Here is a 16,994-nt window from a genome sequence, read left to right as displayed (position 1 = left end):
CGACGAGCCCAGGTTGAGACCACCTTCGCCACTCTCAAACGCCGCATGCGACTGACCTGCATCCGCTACGTTGGTCTGATGAAGGCAAGCGGGCAGGTCCTGCTCGCCTCGATCGCTTTCAACATGAGGCGGTGGGCCACGATCGCGGCCTGAACCGCCCGCCGAGGGCGAACACTAGAGACCTCGCTGGCAATTGCCGTGACCGCGCCCCTCTCTCCTCATGTCCTCAGCCTCCAAGACCGATAACGCAACAGGCCCACAAGGGGAGAGGGCAAGAAGGAAATCCCTCAAAACACCACGCCCACGCGCGTGCCGCGCTTCCAGGCGATGCGGCAGCGCTTCTTGGTGTTGACGTGCAGCAGCTCGAAGCGGTCGGGGATGTTCACCTGGCCGCCGAGATCGACGCAGGCGCCGCCGGGCGAATAGTCGATCAGCGTGCAGTTGATGACAGGCGCGCGCGGGTCGGTGATGATCTTGGCCTGGCGCGACACCAGCCCGGCAGGCTTCACGCGGGCATATTTACGCGGATACATTGGCACTCTCCTCCAATTCCGCAGGTTCTCGCGGCGGGTTCGGAGCCAATGATGGAACGCAGATGATGCGATCCAGCTAAGGCGGGCGGAAGAATTTTAATGAAAAGTAGCGGCGAAGGAAGAAAGCGGCGGTAGCGGGGTGGGGGTTCGCCTCAGACTCCCCTGTCGTCCCTGCGAAGGCAGGGACCCATACCGCGTGATTCATCGATTGCGCGCGGTAGCAATCCCGAACGACTGATCGTCGCCAGACCCCTCCCTGTGGTTATGGGTCCCTGCTTTCGCAGGGACGACAGCGGTGATTTTGGCGCGCACCTGCACCCGTCAATGAGAGCGCCGCCCTCCTCACACCCCCACCGTCTCCGCCTCCGCATGCTGCGGCCCCACCGGCATCGGCACCGTCACATAGTCCTTCGGCAGATTCACCGGCCGGTAATCCGGCTCCACCGCCATCCGCTTCAACACGCTCTCATGCACATGCGCGCCTTCGGGGATGGGGCGCGGCTCGCAATCGGGGATGTAGAAGCCGAGAAACACTTTCCGCTCCGGCCACTCCTTGTACTTCGCGCTCTTCGGCAAGAACTCCAGCAGTCGCCAGCCCGCCGTCATGGAATCGTGCAGCATGCCGGTCTTGCCGGTGTAGGCCGGCTCGACATACTGGAACGGTGAGTTCTTGCGCTGGATGCCCCAGGCGAGCTGCTTGATGGTCGCGGGGTTGAAGTTCAGCCCCGCCTTCTCCGCCTCGTCGATCATCCACAGCAACGGATATTTGGAGTCCCCGCTCTCGGCTTCCGGATAGCCGCCACCGACGTCGCTGTGCACGCCGGCGAACCACACCTGCAGAATGTCCTGCGGCACCTTCTTTTCATCAGGCACGTAGCGGTTGCTCCAGAACTCCTGCGGCTCTTCGTATTTTTTCAGGCGGAACATGCAGCGCCGCTCGTCGATCGCGATCGCCTGCCGGAAGATCTTGACGCTGGGGTTGCGCAGCGTAAAGGCGAGCTCCTCCAGGCTCGGCCAGAACAGCCGGTCGGCGCGCGGCACGATCACGCTCGCCACCGTGTCCCACACGCCGATGAAGTGGATGGTCGGCCAGCGCGTCGAGGTGATGCGCGCGAACTGCGCGGCGAGATCGAACTCATCCTTCGGCAGCGGCCCCTGGTCGTCGAAGGCGACGTTCCTGAGGTCTTCGATGTCGTTGCCGCGCCCGGTGCCGGAATATTGCTTGTAGGCGACGAGGCCCGAGCCGGCGAGGTTCGCCTGCTCCGGCCTGATCAGCCCGACCTTGTGGATCAGCCCGGCCAGCACGCGAACCGTGTAGGCCCCGCGCGAAAAGCCGAAAAGATAGATCTTGTCGCCCGGCGCGTAATGCTCGACCAGGAAGCAATAGGCGCTGAGCACATTGTCATCGAGCCCGTAGCCGGTCGCGAGCCCCAGCACCAAATTGATATTGGCCTTGAGCCGGTGCCACGTCGTCGGCTCCGTCACCGTGCCGACCCCGGGATCGTAAAACACCATCTGCCGCGGCTGCGTCTTCTCGGTCTTGCGCAGGCAGCGATACAGCTTCAGGACGTTGGAGATGTTCTCGCTGATCTCATTGCCGGTGCCGTCACAGCAGATGACGATGTTTTTCGGGGAGGGGTTGGATGAGGTGGTGTGGGCGGGGTCCATGGGATGCGCCTCGGGGTGATGCTACCGGGGCGAGTATAGCGGAAAGGGATGGCAGCGAGGAGACGAAGGCGGCCTCGCAGGCACCGAGCCCCATTGCCCATCATCTGTTGATATTAACCTCTTGTTAACCATGCGGTTGCCTAATGTTGACCATGGGGGGATCACCATGTCGGCCCATGTGACGCGACCGAGGTTGATGCCTGTTTCGGCCGATCCGGCCATCCGGTCGGTGGCGAGGCTGGCGGTTCGCGCCAAGGCCGTCCTACAGGGCAAAGCGCCTGTCCTACGGAGCAAAGCCATGTTCGGAAAGGACGACTTAGTGGACAATCTCAGCCGCGATCTCGATCGCGCGCGCGGACGACGCGATGCGCTCGCATCCGAAGCCACGACCCTGACGGCCCAGATCGCCGAAATCGAAGCCCGCCTCATCGAAGAGAAGAAAAGGCGGGAGCGCGAGCGCGTCCTGGGCGAGATCGAAATGATCAAGACGCGAGTGAAGCAAGCCGCGGGCGCGTTTGCGCCCGTCGTCGACGGTCTCTCCAGCGCGATCGAATCGGCTGCGGCCGTCGTGCCCGAGGCGCGCGAGCTCAATAGTTTCCTCGTGTCGGTGGCGACCGAGATCGACAGCGTGCTCGATCCCCTCTTGCGCGAACTGGATCAGCGTGCGGATGCGGTGCGATCCGGACAGGCCGCGCTGGACTTGCCGAGTTCGGCCGTTGAAGCGCCGCCCGTCGAGCTGCCGAAAGACACCAACGAACGCCTGCTTCGCTTTCCGGCCTGGCTGTCGCGCGACAAGGAATCGGACAAGAAGGAAACCGCGGAGAGCCCGCGCAGCACGGCAGCGTGAATGATCTGCGCGCTCTAAGCGCGCGGATCTGGAGCAGAATGGCTTTTGGTTGGATCGAGCGGGCCGCGGGCTCGCTCAACCTCTCCCGCTTGCGGGCAGGGCTATCGCATAAGGCGTGCACGATGCGGCGGCATTGGCAGTCGGCTCCCTCTCCCGCTTGCGGGGGAGGGCTGGGGTGGGGGCTGTCTCCGCATTGGGATTGTTGAGAATGGCGGCGAATGTCCCCGAGTGGTGAGAACCCTCACCCGCCGCGCTCGGGACGATGCTTCGCATCGCCCGGGGCGCGTCGGCCTCTCCCGCAAGCGGGAGAGGCGGAGCAAGCCCACGGTCCTCGTGAAATTCATATGCGATAGCCCCGCTTGCGGGGGAGGTCGGCGCGAAGCGCCGGGTGGGGGCTCTTTCCACATCGGGAGTGTCCCATTGCGGAAACACCCTCTCCCCAACCCTCTCCCGCAAGCGGGAGAGGGAGCCACCGCGCGCGTGGCTAGAACAAGGCTAATCTCAGCGCGTTGTCGCGTAGCGGCGATTGAGTTCCGGCATTGGCTACCGCGGCTCTCGCCACCACTCAGTTGGCGGCGCGGCGCAGGAAGGCCGGGATATCGAGAACGGCCTCGTCGGGCGCATTGCGCGCAGGCGCGCGGCCATAAGAATCGAGCGGCTGAAGCGCCGGCTGCCGCGCATGGTCCAGACCCGGCCGTGCCGGTGGCCCCACGGGGTGGTGCGGCTGCGGGCGGAGCGGCGGGCTGCCCGCTTGCGGAACCGGTGCGCTGCGCTCGATGCGATCGGCGATGCGGCGGCCGTCGTTGCGCAGCCTGCCGGCGAGCTGCGTGAGGGCGGTTTCCACCGGCAGCGCCTGCGCCGGGTCGAGATTGTCGATACCGGTCGCCACCACCGAGACGCGGACGATGCCCTCTAGGCTTTCGTCAAAGGACGCGCCGACGATGATGTTGGCGTCCGGGTCGGCCTCGTCGCGAATGCGGCTGGCCGCTTCGTCGACCTCGTACAGCATGAGATCCTTGCCGCCGGTGATGGAGATGATGAGGCCACTGGCGCGCTTGATCGAGGGGTTCTCGATCAACGGATTGGAGATCGCGGCGACGGCGGCGGCGAGCACGCGCTTCTCGCCGGAGGCCTCGCCTCGTCCCATCATGGCCTTGCCCTTCTCCTTCATGACGGAGAGGACGTCGGCGAAATCGAGATTGATCAGGCCTTCCTTGACGATGAGGTCGCTGATGCAGGCCACCCCCGAATAAAGCACCTGGTCGGCAAGGGCGAAGGCATCGGCGAATGTGGTCTTGTCGCTGGCCACCCGGAACAGGTTCTGGTTCGGGATGATCAGGAGGGTGTCGACCGTCTTCAGCAGCTCCTCGATGCCGGCCTCGGCGAAGCGCATGCGGCGCTGGCCCTCGAAGTAGAACGGCTTGGTGACCACGCCGATCGTGAGAATGCCGAGCTCACGCGCGGTCCTGGCGACGACCGGCGCAGCTCCGGTGCCGGTGCCGCCGCCCATGCCGGCGGTTACGAACACCATGTGCGCGCCGGTCAACTGATTGCGGATCGCATCGATGGCCTCCTCGGCTGCGGCGCGGCCCAGTTCCGGCTGCGAGCCGGCGCCGAGGCCTGCGGTGACATGTGTGCCGAGCTGGATGAGGTGCTTCGCCTTCGACATGGCCAGCGCCTGCGCGTCGGTGTTGGCGACCACGAACTCGACCCCTTGCAGCCCGGCCGTGATCATGTTGTTGACGGCATTGCCGCCTGCGCCGCCGACACCGAACACGACGATGCGGGCCTTCATTTCATGAATATCGATATTGCCAGCCATTTTTCCCTCGCGATTGGTCCGGCAAGCCGGGGATTAAAGAAAGTCTCGAGTGCTACCTGCAAGCATGATCCGGACCCGAAGGGCCGCGTGAGCGCAAAGTGCGAAGCGCTTTTCCTTCGCGACAAACGCGGAACGCGTTTGCGCGGAGATCATGCTCGAACAAAAACTAGAGCGCGATGACGATTCATCCCAATCTCATCGCGCCCTAGCCGCGCGGTCTGCTTTGACGATGGCGGCGGCCAGATGTCCCAATCGACGCGCGGCGTGTCCCGCGATCGAGCCGCCCCGGCGATCGCTCCGCAGCGCCGTCACTTCGTCTTCCAGTCGCGACGCCCACGAATTGGCTGCCATGGTCTCGGCGGTCGCCTGCTGCAGCTCGGCGGCGAGGCGGTCGGCGCGCTCCCGCTCGCGCTCGAACACGGCCCTGTAGGCGGTTGCGACGTCTTCGAGCCGCGCGATCTCCGCCTTGAAGGACTCGGTCTTGACCGCCTCGATCCTTGCCATGGAGGCGGCGATGGGGTCTGCCGGGCGGGCACGTCGCGGGCGGGGCGTGTACCGGAGCTCGGCGAGATCAACGCTCACCAGGGCCTTGCCGTCATCCGAACGCGAGCGCGGCAGAAGGCGTCGTCGCGCCAGCGACCGCGCGGCCTCGCGCGAGATATTGAGGCGGGCACTGAGATCGGCATACGTCAACAACGCAACGCACATCGGCGCTTCTCCTGGAGCGAACCGGGAAGGCATTTCGAGCTAATGATGGCTGGACGATTACAGCAGGCTAGGGTGCGTTGGTTAATGGACGGTTAACGGGTGCGGGGGGTGTTTACGAGTGCCCGCCACCGAGCCGACCCCCGGGATCGCAGAGCACCATCTGCCGCGGCCGTCTTGCGCAGGCAGCGATAGAGCTTCAGGACGTTGGAGATGTTCTCCGAAAATCTCGTTGCCGGTGCCGTCACAGCAGATGACGAGGTTTTTCGGAGAGGGGTTGGGGGCGGTGTGCGCGTGGTCTATGGGATGCGCCTCGGGGGGATGCTACCGGGGCGAGTATAGCTGAAAAGGAGGGGAAGGGCACGGGCGAGCGGGCCAACTCGCAAGTTGAATTTGGCTGACCTGTTCTTGATCGGCTTCCATCCTAAAAATCACTTGCGTTGCAGAATTTGTGCAAAATGCGGTTTCAGGTGCACGGCGACTTCGTCATAATCATTCCGGCTCAAGAGACGATATTTTGTCTCCGTTCTGATTGTATGGCCCTCGTATGCTACTCCATGCAGGCCGACTGTTCCTAGGATGACCTGCGTTCCAGCTGGCGCTCCTGTCAGACACGCTTCAATCATACGGGCGGCATTCACCGAATCTTGATCTTGCTGAACGGGTGTGTCGATAATGAGAGGACACAAGGGTGAGTCGCTGCTCCGCATCGTGTGAATGAACGCGAGATAGTACGCAAGTAAGGCGCGCGGCAAATCGCTGCCCGTCTCTTTAATAGAACAATCAATTCTCTTATAGCTCTTCTCCGGGAGATTAGGCACCTTAAGCTGCGTCACAAAGCTCTTCATGTAAGCGAAGTATCGATCCTTAATCGGCTTTTGAAATTTGCGTCCCTCAAAAGACTTCATCGTATGGACCGCTTCATCGGATCTCGCTTCTTGTTCGCGGATTCTCGCTTCCAAGTCCTTGCGCTCACTATCCAGCGCGGTATCAACGAGGCGCTCGCTTTCACCTTCGATCAGATCGCGAAGCCTTAGTTCGCCCCGCTGTTCGTCCAGGAGAGCGTTTATGCGCCCCATTTTATCGCCAAATGAGCCGAAGCTGGCGCGCTGAGTGGAAATCTGCTCGTCGACGATATCGATCTCGTGCTGCACCTCAAGCAAAAGGCGGCGACACGACTCGGCGTCAGATACGAGACCAAACTTATTCGAAAAATCGTTCGTGTGAATCGTTCCGCAGGTGGGGCAAACAATCTCAGGTTCACTCTCGTCTCGAAGAAACTCATAATCGGCATCTAATTCAACAAGAGCGTTCGAGGCTAACTCCTTCTGCTCAAGGAGCATAACCCGCTTTGAACTCAACTCTGAAAGTGTTCTTTGAACTGCATCCTGCTGAAGCTGCAGTTCTTCACACTCTCTCAATAGAGCTGATATTTGTTCACCGAATGATGCGGGGTCCAAGTCGAATCTTATGGTCTTGCGATCTCGAGTTCTGAGTCGGGTGGTCGCTCGCTCCAGAGCTCGTTGTTCTGTCTTAAGCTCGTTCTTTGTCCTCTCTGCTTCTAATTTTGCTCCCTTCGCGACGAAGTACTCGTTTGGCAGGAGCCCTGCGTGAAAGTACGATACATCGTGCTTGTAGCCCTCGAACATGTGCAGAGAAGAGAACGAACTCCAGGTCTTGATCCAGCCAATGTCCTGATCAACGTAGAATGGAAGAAAACAGTAAGCAGGGGGAGGAACCACTTGATTTCCGCTTCGATCTTGCAGCGTCAATCTGAAGTCGAGCAGGTTGGCCAATACGGGCGCAATCCCCCCGACAATGCCGGATCCTTCCCAAATTTTCTGTCCATTTCCGTCGAAGAGAGCAAAAAAGCTTCCCGTTCTTAGTACCCGATACGCTTGCTCGTCGATTGTGAATTCGAGCAACAGATCGACCTTAAGCGATTCCCAGCTCGGGCTCACCCTGAAGGCGTCTGCCCCAAAGGCGGCGTAAATCGACTTCAAAAGGCAGGACTTGCCTGTATCATTCTCGCCGAGGACTACTGTCGTCTTCTGATCGAACGTTACGATCTTCGCCGACTTTTCGATTTCGGAGCACAGATACAGTTTTTGAAATCGCAAGCTTTTCATGGTTGCGCGTTCGCAGGTTGCGGATTAGGCGCTTGAACCGCTCTTGAGGGGTCATGCGTAAATACCTCGTATATAATCATTGCTTTCAATCTGGCTGTTTTGAGCAGCGGAATCGTAGCAACGGCGAACGGCTCAACGAAAGGATAAACGATATCTATGAGCGGCTGCAGCGACAGACCGAGGCTCGCGCATGCGTCGATTTGCACTCGTATTTTGTCCCGAACCATATTCAGGGCCAAGTTGCTTGAATCGAGTGCTACAGCTCGATATCGCGTCCATTCGCGGCTCAGATCTGCAATCGCGAGAACATCACTGGTATCAAGCAGTAATACGATCGCGTTCCAGTCCGGTACGCGATGCTTTAGTTCAATGGCTCTTAGCCACTCATCGACGAGAGCCTTCGTGATGGATTTCCGCCTAATTAGTTCATCAAACGTCTGTATGCTTCCAGTGTACTTGGAGCGCTGCCGGCATTCTTCGACAATGGTCTTATAGACGCTATCAGGATTGAATTCGACTGGTCCAAGTTGGCCGTGAATGAATTCAGTCAACATGCCTTTCATGTGTGCTGAGCTATCTCCGAGACTGAGGTCTGCTCGGATGAAATGGAAGTACTTATCCACAATCGTTGATGTGGCTTGAGGATACTCTGCCTGCAATTTCGCAGTCATATCGGAAAGCGTCTTGGTATTGGTGTCGGACATCGAGCAAATGGTCGCTGCCGCGTCAAAGAATTGGCAAGGCACATTCGACACGAAGACAAGCTTGCCGGTTTCTGCTGGGAAGAGTTCGTAGTTTGAGTACATCTTCCCAAGGTGAGAGGGCAGGAAGCCGTTGTTCGGATCGTTCTTTCTTTTCTTTCGGTTGGTGAGCTCAGTCAGCGTCCAGTGACCCTTCGACTTCGTCTTCACTTGATAGAAGGAAGCTAGTGAGGGCGAGGAGGAGCTGTTGAGATGAACAATGTCGTCGTGGAATTCAAATGAGATCGCGTAGTCAGTGCTTTGCTGATGTTGGCTGAAAACAAGCGTCAAAGCCCATAGCGCTTGATAATCGTAGCGCTGTGCTCCCGTTTCTCCCGACTTCTCACGCTGCGGCTCGGTGACGAGTCTGTTGGCGAATGACAACACTTCCCTCAGGCAACCTCTGGCGACTCAGTCAGTTTAGTTACAATGGCCAAGATGACAACCATCGCGAGCAATCCGGTGGATTGTGTGTCTCGTCAAATAGTCGAGTAGGGCGCCCAGATTAGAAGATCTCCCCCCACAAACAAAAACGGCCGGATCTTCCGATCCGGCCGCAACGCAAACTCTACTGGCTAAGCCTACGCCACGCGACGCAACTTAGCCCCCGCCCTAACCTAAAAAACTTAGCTGGCCTTCTTGGCTGGCGCGGCCGTCGGGCCGACCTTCTTCTGGATGGCGCGCTTCAGCTCGAGGGCGCGCGGCGACAGCACGTCGGCGTTGGCCTTGAGCAGGAAGGCATCGAGGCCGCCATTGTGGTCGACGCTCTTGACCGCGTTGGTCGAGACGCGCAGGCGCACGTTGCGCTCCAGGGCTTCGCTGATGAAGGTCACGTTGACCAGGTTCGGCAGGAAGCGGCGCTTGGTCTTGATGTTGGAGTGGCTGACCTTGTGGCCGACGAGGGGGCCCTTGGCCGTCAGTTCGCAGCGGCGAGACATGGCATAAATCCTTGAGTTCGATCCCCCAACGATTGCGGCCGCCATTCTGGGCGCCACGGGGGCTAATTCTTTTGTCCTTGCAGGGAGCGGGCGGACGTATAGGGGGGAAGGGGCGGCCAGTCAAGGTTTTGGGCGGTCTTTTGGGGCCGCCGGGGTGGTGCGCTCCCTCTCCCGCCTGCGGGAGAGGGGGGGTGAGGGCTCTTTCCTCTGGGGGACACTAGCTAGTGCCCCCCAGAGGAGAAAGCCCTCACCCGCGCTTCGCCATAGCCGAGGCTCCGCCTCGGCGTTCTCAAGAGGACGGCCGCCGAAGGCGGCCTGTGCTCTCCCGCAGGCGGGAGAGGCTGGGAGCCCGCGGCTACCCCCGATCACCAAAACGGCAATGTTTGTCGCGCCTTACCATCACATAAAGGGCGTATTCGCGCCGAAGAGTCCGGTGGAGTTCCCGGCCTCATGTCGCCCGGACACATTGTTTGCCGCGCTTTTTGGCTTAAGTAACAACCGTCGCGCCCCGATTGGATTGTTTCGTGCTCACAACGTCCCCTTTTGCGCCAGAACAGCGCTCAGTCCGCCCGCGCTTTGCCGGCTGGCTGGCGGCGCTTTGCGGCCTGGTGGTGGCGTGGGGCGCGGTGCCGGCGGCGGCGCAGGGCAAGCTTGAGGCGCAGTATGAGGCCTCGCTGGCCGGCATTCCCGTCGGCAAGGGCGCATGGAACATCGACATCCAGGACGACGTGTTCTCGGCGGCGGCCGCGGGCGGCACCTCGGGGCTTCTGAAGTCGTTCACCGGCGGGTCCGGCACCGGCGCCTCGCAGGGGCGCATCGTCAATGGCGCGCTGGTCGCGACCGGCTACCAGGCCTCCACCACCACCTCGAAGAAGACCGAAGAGATCCGCATCACGCTCGACAAGGGCAATGTGAAGGATTTTGCGATTCTGCCGGAGCCGCCCGTCGATCCGGACCGCATCGTCGTCACCGACGCGCATCGCCGCGGCGTCTGGGACCCCATGACGGCCTCGCTGCTGCGCGTGCCCGGCAATGGCGATCCCGTCTCGCCGGACGCCTGCCACAACTCGGCGCCCGTGTTCGACGGCCGCATGCGCTACGATCTGAAGCTCGATTTCAAGCGCATGGAGAGCGTGAAGGCGGAGAAGGGCTATCATGGCCCGGTGGTGGTCTGTTCGCTCTATTTCGTGCCCGTCGCCGGCTACATCCCGGACCGCCCCGTGATCAAATACCTCGCCGCCCAGCGCAACATCGAGATCGCCTTCGCCCCCGTCGCCGGCACCCGCATCCTGGTCCCGTTCTGGCTGAAAGTGCCGACGCCGCTCGGCCCGGCCATGCTGGAAGCCACCAGCTTCATCACCACGGCCCAGCCGCCAAGGGTGGCGAAGACGCAGTAAGCGGCTGTTTCCGCGCCTGTCCTTTGTTAACTCGTCACCCTGAGGTGGCCGCCTCTTTGGCGGCCCTCGAAGGGCGACAGCTCGGCTCTCACCGCGAGGAAACCAGCGCCAGCCGCCGCAACCGGGCCGTCCATCCTTCGAGGCTCCCGGCGCGGTGCTGGGCACCGCGCCACTCGCACCTCAGGATGACGGAAGAAGTGTCGTGATTTCAAGCACATCCCTACTGTGCATGGGGTTGTTTTCGCGAAAACGAGTTCGGGCGGCCTCGATCCTGGAATCCATTTGACTCCTTCCCGATTCTGATTCGACTCCGCGCCGTCCCCAACTTAAGGCTTTGCGCCATCGAAACGTCACTTGTACGGCGGCCCAAAACTCCATCTAGTTGCAGCCAACAAGACTCCCGCGACATGTTGCGTGAACGGAACATGACTCCAGGGGGAGTCAGCGATTCGGCCGCGATTCGTTCTAGAGTCGTTCCGAAGCTTAAGACCAACGGGAAAAGCGTCGCAAAGTGAGACAGTTGCGCGAGGTTTGGGGAGGCGCCGGATTCTCCGCTGCCACATCCCGTCACCCTGAGGTGGCCGCTTCTTCAGCGGACCTCGAAGGGCAACGGGCCCGGCTGGCGCCGCGGACATTCGCTGGGTTGGCACCCGGACCGTTCATCCTTCGAGGCTCCCCATGCGGCGCGATGCGCCGCATGGCTCGCGCCTCAGGATGACGGGCTGATGGTGGGCGGATCAGCCCCCAAGCCCCGCCCCCGCCCCAGACAGCACTGACATTCGCCCAAATCGCCACTACCTAATCCCCCAGATGCCCTTTTCCTCCTCCCCCTTCGCTTCCGAGCGCGCGCCGTCCGATCGCGTGCCTGGCGCCGGCGTCACTGCGGTGCTCGGGCCGACCAACACCGGCAAGACCCATCTCGCCATCGAGCGGATGCTGGCGCATCCGTCGGGGATGATCGGCCTGCCGCTGCGCCTGCTCGCGCGCGAGGTCTACAACAAGATCGCTGGCAGGGTCGGCGCCGAGGCGGTCGCGCTCGTCACCGGCGAGGAGAAGATCAAGCCCAGGAATCCGCGCTATTGGGTATCGACCGTCGAGGCGATGCCGCGCGACCTCGACCTCTCCTTCCTCGCCGTCGACGAGGTCCAGATCGCCTCCGACCTCGAACGCGGCCACGTCTTCACCGATCGCATCCTCAACCGCCGCGGCCGCGACGAGACGCTGCTGCTGGGCGCCGCCACGATGCGCCCCATCATCGAGCGACTGCTGCCTGGCGTCTCCATGATCACGCGGCCGCGCCTGTCGCAGCTCGAATTCGCTGGCGACCGCAAGATCACGCGCCAGCCGCGCCGCACCGCCATCGTCGCGTTCTCGGCCGACGAAGTCTACGCCATCGCCGAGCTGATCCGCCGCCAGCACGGCGGCGCCGCCGTGGTGCTGGGCTCGCTCTCGCCCCGCACGCGCAACGCGCAAGTGGCGATGTTCCAGAACGGCGACGTCGATTATCTCGTCGCCACCGACGCGGTCGGCATGGGCCTCAATCTCGACGTCGACCACGTTGCGTTTGCCTCGGACCGCAAGTTCGACGGCTACCAGTTCCGTAGGCTGACGCCGTCCGAATTCGCGCAGATCGCCGGCCGCGCCGGCCGCGCCACGCGCAACGGCACCTTCGGCACCACCGGCCGCTGCGCGCCGTTCGAGCCCGAGCTCGTCAACGCGCTGCAGAACCACACCTTCGATCCCGTGAAGATGCTGCAATGGCGCAACGCCAGGCTGGATTTCTCCTCGCTCGGCGCGCTCCAGGTGTCCCTGAACCTCGCCCCCGGCCACGAGGCGCTGACGCGCGCCCCGGTCGCCGAGGACATGCGCGTGCTCGATCATGCCGCCCGCGACGTCGAGGTGCGCGATATCGCGCATGGCAAGGCGGCGGTGGAGCGGCTGTGGGAGGCCTGTCAGGTCCCCGATTACCGAAAATTGTCGCCGGCCGCCCATGCCGAGCTGGTGACGACGCTGTACGGCTTCCTGATGCGGAAGGGATGCATCCCCGACGCCTGGTTCGAAGCCCAGATCACCCAGGCCGACCGCATCGACGGCGATATCGACACGCTGTCGGCCCGGATCGCGCAGATCCGCACCTGGACCTTCGTCGCCAACCGCCCGGACTGGCTGAAAGACCCCGAACGCTGGCAGGGGATCGCGCGGGAGGTCGAAAATAAATTATCGGATGCGCTCCATGAACGCTTGACTGAGCGTTTCGTTGATCGCCGGACCAGTGTATTGATGCGCCGCCTGCGGGAGAACACGAGCTTGAATACTGAAATCGGCAAGACCGGCGAAGTCATCGTCGAAGGCCATGTCATCGGCCGCCTCGACGGCTTCACCTTTGCACCGGATGCGGCGGAAGCCGGCTCGGATGCGAAAGCCTTGCAGGCTGCAGCGCAAGCAGTGCTCGCCGGCGAGATCAACACGCGCGCCGAAAAGCTCGGCAATGCGCCCGACGATCAATTCGTGCTGACCTCGGAAGGCACCATCCGCTGGACCGGCGACGCCGTGGCGCGGCTGTCCGCCGCAGAGGACGCGCTGCATCCGCGCATCCGCATCATCTCCGACGAGCGCCTGACCGGCGGCCCCCGCGAGAAGGTGCAGGCCCGGCTCGAGCTCTGGCTCAAGACCCATGTCGAGAAGCTGCTCGGGCCGATGTTCGAGCTCTCCAAGGCCGAGGATGTCACCGGCATCGCCCGCGGCATCGCCTATCAGCTCGTCGAGGCCCTCGGCGTGCTCGAGCGTCCCAAGATCGCCAACGAGCTGAAGGATCTCGACCAGCCCTCGCGCGCGGTGTTGCGCAAATATGGCGTCCGTTTCGGCGCCTATCACATCTATTTCCCCGGCCTTTTGAAGCCCGCCGCGCGCGCGCTCGCAGCGCTGCTCTGGGCGCTGAAGCAGGACAATGTCGATCTGTCCTCGCTCTCGGGCGCGCAGCATCTGGCATCCTCGGGCCGCACCTCGTTCCCGGTCGACAAGGCCCTGCCGCGCGATGCCTATCGCGTGCTCGGCTACAAGCAGGCCGGCGAACGCGCCGTGCGCGTCGACATTCTGGAGCGTCTTGCCGATCTGATCCGCCCGGCGCTGGCCTGGCGCGAGAACGCATCCGGCGAAAAGCCGGCCGGCGCCTTCGATGGCCGCGGTTTTGTGGTGACGCAGGCGATGACCTCGCTCACCGGTTCGGCCGGCGAGGATTTCGCCTCGGTCCTGCGTGCCCTCGGCTATCGCATGGAGAAGCGTCCGCCGCTGCCGCAAAAGCCGGCCGTGGTGGAAACGGTCGCGGCCGAGACGCCGCCGGCTGAAGGCAGCGCCGAGTCCGCGACAGAGACCTCGACCGAGACCGCGGCGGAGGCCGTTGCCGGCCTGCCGGCGGAAGCCTCCACCGAAGCTGTCGCCGAGCCGGTCACGGTCGAAGATGCGCCCGGCATGGAGCTGCAGGACGAGCCGGCTCAGGAGGCTGAGCCCGCGCTCGAAGCCTCACCCGAGGCCCCTGTCACGCCCGAAGACGCCCCCGGCATTGCGCCGCCGGCGGACGAGCCCGCTGCGCCCACCGAGGCTGCCGGCCTCGAAGCCGCTCCGGCCGAGACGGCCGCAACCGAAGCCGCCGCGTCACCCGACGCCGCCGCGCCTGTCGAAGCTGCGGCGACGCCCGCCGAGCCCGAGCTGATCGAGGTCTGGCGTCCCGGCGGCCGTCACGAGGACCGCAAGCCGCGCCACGAGCGCCATCGCCACCAGCGTCATCACCATCAGCGTCCGCAGGCCGGCGCTGAAGCTGGCGCTGCAGCGAGCGCCGCGCCCGGCGAAGCAGCCGACGGCGCCAAGCCGGGCCATCGTCATGGCGGCCATCGCAGGGACGGCGGCAGAGACTTCCGCAAGCCGCGCGAAGGTGGCGAAGGCGCGCCGCGTCCCGAGGGGCGCGACGACAGGAACCGCCGCTTCGAGGGCAAGGATCGCGACAACAAGGGACGCGATCGCGACAAGGGCAAATTCGGCGGAGATCGCGACAAGGGCCGTGACAACCGCGGCCGTGACCGCGACAAGGGCCGCGACCGCCAGGGTGGACCCTCGCTGCGTCCCTACGCCTCGAGCGCAAATCCGCGCGAGCGCGATCGTCCGGCCGATCCGAATTCGCCCTTCGCCAAGCTCGCGGCGCTGAAAGAGCAGCTGTCCGGGCGGAAGGAGTAGCATAGCGTTTTCAAGCGAAGTGCGGAGCGGTTCGCGTGAAGAAAACGCGTCAGAAGGAATAGAGCCACGACGACCGAGCGGCAGCGCCTCGACAAATGGCTGTGGCACGCGCGGGTGGTGAAGGCGCGCACCTCCGCGGCCGAGCTCGTCGGGTCGGGCCACGTTCGCGTCAACGGTGAGCGCGAAAAGTCGCCGGGGCATGCGATCAAGATCGGCGACGTCATCACCGTCGCGCTCGATCGCACCGTGCGGGTGTTGAAGGTCACCGGCTTCAGCGAACGCCGTGGCGATGCTGCCGCGGCGCGGGTGCTCTTTGAGGAGCTAAGCGAAGCGAAACGCAATTAATTGCGTTTCGAATTCAGTTCTTGGTCGATCAAACACACAAAGCCGTCATGATCGGGCCTTCCCGACCTTGCAGCGCAGGGCCATACGCGCTACGCAAGCCGCGACTTTTAAAAGAGCTTTTCGGAGCGTTGGATGACTTACGTCGTCACTGAAAACTGCATCAAGTGCAAGTACACCGACTGCGTCGAGGTCTGCCCGGTCGACTGCTTCTACGAGGGTGACAACATGCTCGTCATCCATCCGGACGAGTGCATCGATTGCGGCGTGTGCGAGCCGGAATGCCCCGCCGACGCCATCAAGCCAGACACGGAACCGGGCCTGGAAAAGTGGCTTTCGGTCAACGCCGACTACGCCAAGAGCTGGCCCAACATCACCCAGAAGAAAGAATCACCTGCCGACGCCAAGGAATTCGACGGCATGGAAGGCAAGTTCGAGAAATATTTTTCTCCGAACCCCGGCTCCGGCGACTGAATCGGGCTCAAACTTAACCCTAATAGCGGCGCTTCCGCCGAAAACCAGCCCTCAAGACCCCTAAATCATTGATTTTTGCGGGAAATGTGCTATATTGGGCACATTAAGCCGAACCCGTCAGCCCCGTTGGCCCCGCTGGGTTCCCGTGAAACCAAATGTCGAACAGGGGCGTGGCAGTTTCCGCGCGCAGGCTGTGTCACAGAAAACGCGTAAAAAGAGTACTTCAGCGAGGGCTTCCCATAAGGAGGCCAAAAAAGTCGCCGCGGCCAGCCGTAGCGCATCCAAAGGTCGGACCGCGACGAAGGCGCCGGCTGCAAAGTCCTCGAAGAACAAAAGAAGCGCAATGCCTAACAAGACTGCCAAACCGGCCGCGAAAGCGACCGTTGCCAAGCCTGCTGTCAAGCCCGTTGCCGCCAAGGCTCCCGCTGCCAAGCCCGCCGCGTCGAAGGCTCCCGTTGCTGCTCCTGCCAAGGCTCCCGTTGCTGCCGCCAAGCCCGCTGTGAAGCCGGCGGCTGCTGCGCCGAAGGTCGAGGAAAAGAAGGTCGTGACCCAGCGTCAGGGCTTCAAGGCCAATGAATTCGTCGTCTATCCCGCTCACGGCGTCGGCCAGATCCTGGCCATCGAGGAGCAGGAGATCGCCGGCGCGAAGCTCGAGCTGTTCGTCATCAACTTCATCAAGGACAAGATGACGCTGCGCGTGCCGACCGCCAAGGTCGCCAATGTCGGCATGCGCAAGCTGTCCGAGCCCGCGCTGGTGAAGAAGGCGCTGGAGACGCTCAAGGGCCGCGCCCGCGTCAAGCGCACCATGTGGTCGCGCCGCGCCCAGGAATACGAAGCGAAGATCAATTCGGGCGACATCGTCGCGATCGCGGAAGTCGTGCGCGACCTCTACCGCTCGGAGTCGCAGCCGGAGCAGTCCTACAGCGAACGCCAGCTCTATGAAGCGGCGCTCGATCGTCTCTCCCGCGAGATCGCGGTGGTGCAGCACTCGACCGAGACCGAAGCGGTCAAGGAGATCGAAGCCCAGCTCGCCAAGAGCCCGCGCCGCACCAACGCCAAGGCGGAAGCCGCCGACGGCGAGGGCGATACGGATGCCGAGGGCGATACCGACGACACCGATGGCGACGACACCACCGTCGCCGACGAGGCCGCGTAAGCGTCGCGTCGTTCGC

Annotated in this window: 13 protein-coding genes and 2 pseudogenes; 7 read left to right on the top strand and 8 right to left on the bottom strand. The window is 62.8% G+C overall.

Features of this window, described 5'->3' with window-relative positions; all coding sequences use genetic code 11:
* Positions 1-153 (top strand): transposase (locus A3AS_RS44745; RefSeq protein WP_157644205.1); only part of this gene is annotated, 153 nt, incomplete at its 5' end.
* A gap of 134 nt (positions 154-287) precedes the next feature.
* On the opposite strand, the gene A3AS_RS0104980 is transcribed toward A3AS_RS44745, so the two are convergent.
* Together A3AS_RS0104980 and A3AS_RS0104975 are read right to left on the bottom strand one after the other, a co-directional pair.
* Positions 288-533: a PilZ domain-containing protein gene (locus tag A3AS_RS0104980; protein ID WP_026201681.1), complete on the bottom strand. Its 246-nt coding sequence runs from the start codon at positions 531-533 to the stop codon at positions 288-290.
* Between the two features lie 342 nt (positions 534-875).
* A complete protein-coding gene (locus A3AS_RS0104975; protein ID WP_018316494.1) occupies positions 876-2,201 on the bottom strand; it encodes a DUF2235 domain-containing protein in 1,326 nt (441 codons plus the stop codon).
* A gap of 298 nt (positions 2,202-2,499) precedes the next feature.
* Here A3AS_RS0104975 and A3AS_RS0104970 point away from each other — a divergent pair, with 298 nt between their 5' ends.
* Positions 2,500-3,048 (top strand): hypothetical protein, encoded by a 549-nt coding sequence (locus A3AS_RS0104970; protein ID WP_245283146.1) that lies wholly within the window; start codon positions 2,500-2,502, stop codon positions 3,046-3,048.
* A 565-nt stretch (positions 3,049-3,613) separates the two neighbouring features.
* On the opposite strand, the gene ftsZ is transcribed toward A3AS_RS0104970, so the two are convergent.
* From ftsZ to rpmB, 6 genes and pseudogenes are all read right to left on the bottom strand, one after another.
* On the bottom strand, positions 3,614-4,870 hold the full coding sequence (gene ftsZ, locus A3AS_RS0104965; protein WP_018316492.1) for a cell division protein FtsZ: 1,257 nt from the start codon (positions 4,868-4,870) through the stop codon (positions 3,614-3,616).
* A gap of 195 nt (positions 4,871-5,065) precedes the next feature.
* The gene (locus A3AS_RS0104960) at positions 5,066-5,578 is read right to left on the bottom strand and encodes a hypothetical protein (RefSeq protein ID WP_018316491.1); all 513 of its coding nucleotides are present in this window, start codon (positions 5,576-5,578) and stop codon (positions 5,066-5,068) included.
* Between the two features lie 170 nt (positions 5,579-5,748).
* Positions 5,749-5,878, bottom strand: a pseudogene (locus A3AS_RS48865) (phospholipase effector Tle1 domain-containing protein); the annotation flags it as partial.
* A gap of 128 nt (positions 5,879-6,006) precedes the next feature.
* The gene (locus A3AS_RS44740; protein ID WP_018316490.1) at positions 6,007-7,704 is read right to left on the bottom strand and encodes a hypothetical protein; all 1,698 of its coding nucleotides are present in this window, start codon (positions 7,702-7,704) and stop codon (positions 6,007-6,009) included.
* Positions 7,701-8,828: a dsDNA nuclease domain-containing protein gene (locus A3AS_RS0104945; protein WP_084674787.1), complete on the bottom strand. Its 1,128-nt coding sequence runs from the start codon at positions 8,826-8,828 to the stop codon at positions 7,701-7,703. Before A3AS_RS0104945 ends, A3AS_RS44740 begins: the two co-directional genes overlap by 4 nt.
* A 242-nt stretch (positions 8,829-9,070) precedes the next feature.
* On the bottom strand, positions 9,071-9,382 hold the full coding sequence (gene rpmB / locus A3AS_RS0104940) for a 50S ribosomal protein L28 (RefSeq protein ID WP_018316488.1): 312 nt from the start codon (positions 9,380-9,382) through the stop codon (positions 9,071-9,073).
* Positions 9,383-9,969: 587 nt separating this feature from the next.
* Here rpmB and A3AS_RS0104935 point away from each other — a divergent pair.
* The 5 genes and pseudogenes from A3AS_RS0104935 to A3AS_RS0104915 all read left to right on the top strand — a co-directional run bounded on the left by A3AS_RS0104935 (position 9,970) and on the right by A3AS_RS0104915 (position 16,978).
* The gene (locus A3AS_RS0104935) at positions 9,970-10,779 is read left to right on the top strand and encodes a DUF3108 domain-containing protein (RefSeq protein ID WP_049814784.1); all 810 of its coding nucleotides are present in this window, start codon (positions 9,970-9,972) and stop codon (positions 10,777-10,779) included.
* A gap of 810 nt (positions 10,780-11,589) precedes the next feature.
* A complete protein-coding gene (locus tag A3AS_RS0104930) occupies positions 11,590-15,006 on the top strand; it encodes a helicase-related protein (protein WP_018316486.1) in 3,417 nt (1,138 codons plus the stop codon).
* A 75-nt stretch (positions 15,007-15,081) separates the two neighbouring features.
* A pseudogene (locus tag A3AS_RS0104925) lies at positions 15,082-15,351 on the top strand (RNA-binding S4 domain-containing protein); the annotation flags it as partial.
* A 132-nt stretch (positions 15,352-15,483) separates the two neighbouring features.
* Positions 15,484-15,822, top strand: coding sequence for a ferredoxin FdxA (gene fdxA, locus A3AS_RS0104920; protein WP_011082989.1), 339 nt, complete (start codon positions 15,484-15,486; stop codon positions 15,820-15,822).
* A 343-nt stretch (positions 15,823-16,165) separates the two neighbouring features.
* A complete protein-coding gene (locus tag A3AS_RS0104915; protein ID WP_084674786.1) occupies positions 16,166-16,978 on the top strand; it encodes a CarD family transcriptional regulator in 813 nt (270 codons plus the stop codon).
* The last annotated feature ends 16 nt before the right edge of the window (positions 16,979-16,994 follow it).

It is taken from the genome of Bradyrhizobium sp. WSM2793, from assembly GCF_000379585.1.
Classification (GTDB): Bacteria; Pseudomonadota; Alphaproteobacteria; order Rhizobiales; family Xanthobacteraceae; genus Bradyrhizobium.
The sequence above is the reverse complement of the archived record's forward strand: the minus strand, read 5'-3'. Positions and strand labels throughout refer to the sequence as shown.

Excerpts from the sequence above, each read along its gene's own strand:
- A3AS_RS0104980 (WP_026201681.1), bottom strand. The coding sequence starts at position 533 with ATGTATCCGCGTAAATATGCCCGCGTGAAGCCTGCCGGGCTGGTGTCG.
- A3AS_RS0104975 (WP_018316494.1), bottom strand. The coding sequence starts at position 2,201 with ATGGACCCCGCCCACACCACCTCATCCAACCCCTCCCCGAAAAACATC.
- A3AS_RS0104970 (WP_245283146.1), top strand. The coding sequence starts at position 2,500 with ATGTTCGGAAAGGACGACTTAGTGGACAATCTCAGCCGCGATCTCGAT.
- ftsZ (WP_018316492.1), bottom strand. The coding sequence starts at position 4,870 with ATGGCTGGCAATATCGATATTCATGAAATGAAGGCCCGCATCGTCGTG.
- A3AS_RS0104960 (WP_018316491.1), bottom strand. The coding sequence starts at position 5,578 with ATGTGCGTTGCGTTGTTGACGTATGCCGATCTCAGTGCCCGCCTCAAT.
- A3AS_RS44740 (WP_018316490.1), bottom strand. The coding sequence starts at position 7,704 with ATGAAAAGCTTGCGATTTCAAAAACTGTATCTGTGCTCCGAAATCGAA.
- rpmB (WP_018316488.1), bottom strand. The coding sequence starts at position 9,382 with ATGTCTCGCCGCTGCGAACTGACGGCCAAGGGCCCCCTCGTCGGCCAC.
- A3AS_RS0104930 (WP_018316486.1), top strand. The coding sequence starts at position 11,590 with ATGCCCTTTTCCTCCTCCCCCTTCGCTTCCGAGCGCGCGCCGTCCGAT.
- fdxA (WP_011082989.1), top strand. The coding sequence starts at position 15,484 with ATGACTTACGTCGTCACTGAAAACTGCATCAAGTGCAAGTACACCGAC.
- A3AS_RS0104915 (WP_084674786.1), top strand. The coding sequence starts at position 16,166 with ATGCCTAACAAGACTGCCAAACCGGCCGCGAAAGCGACCGTTGCCAAG.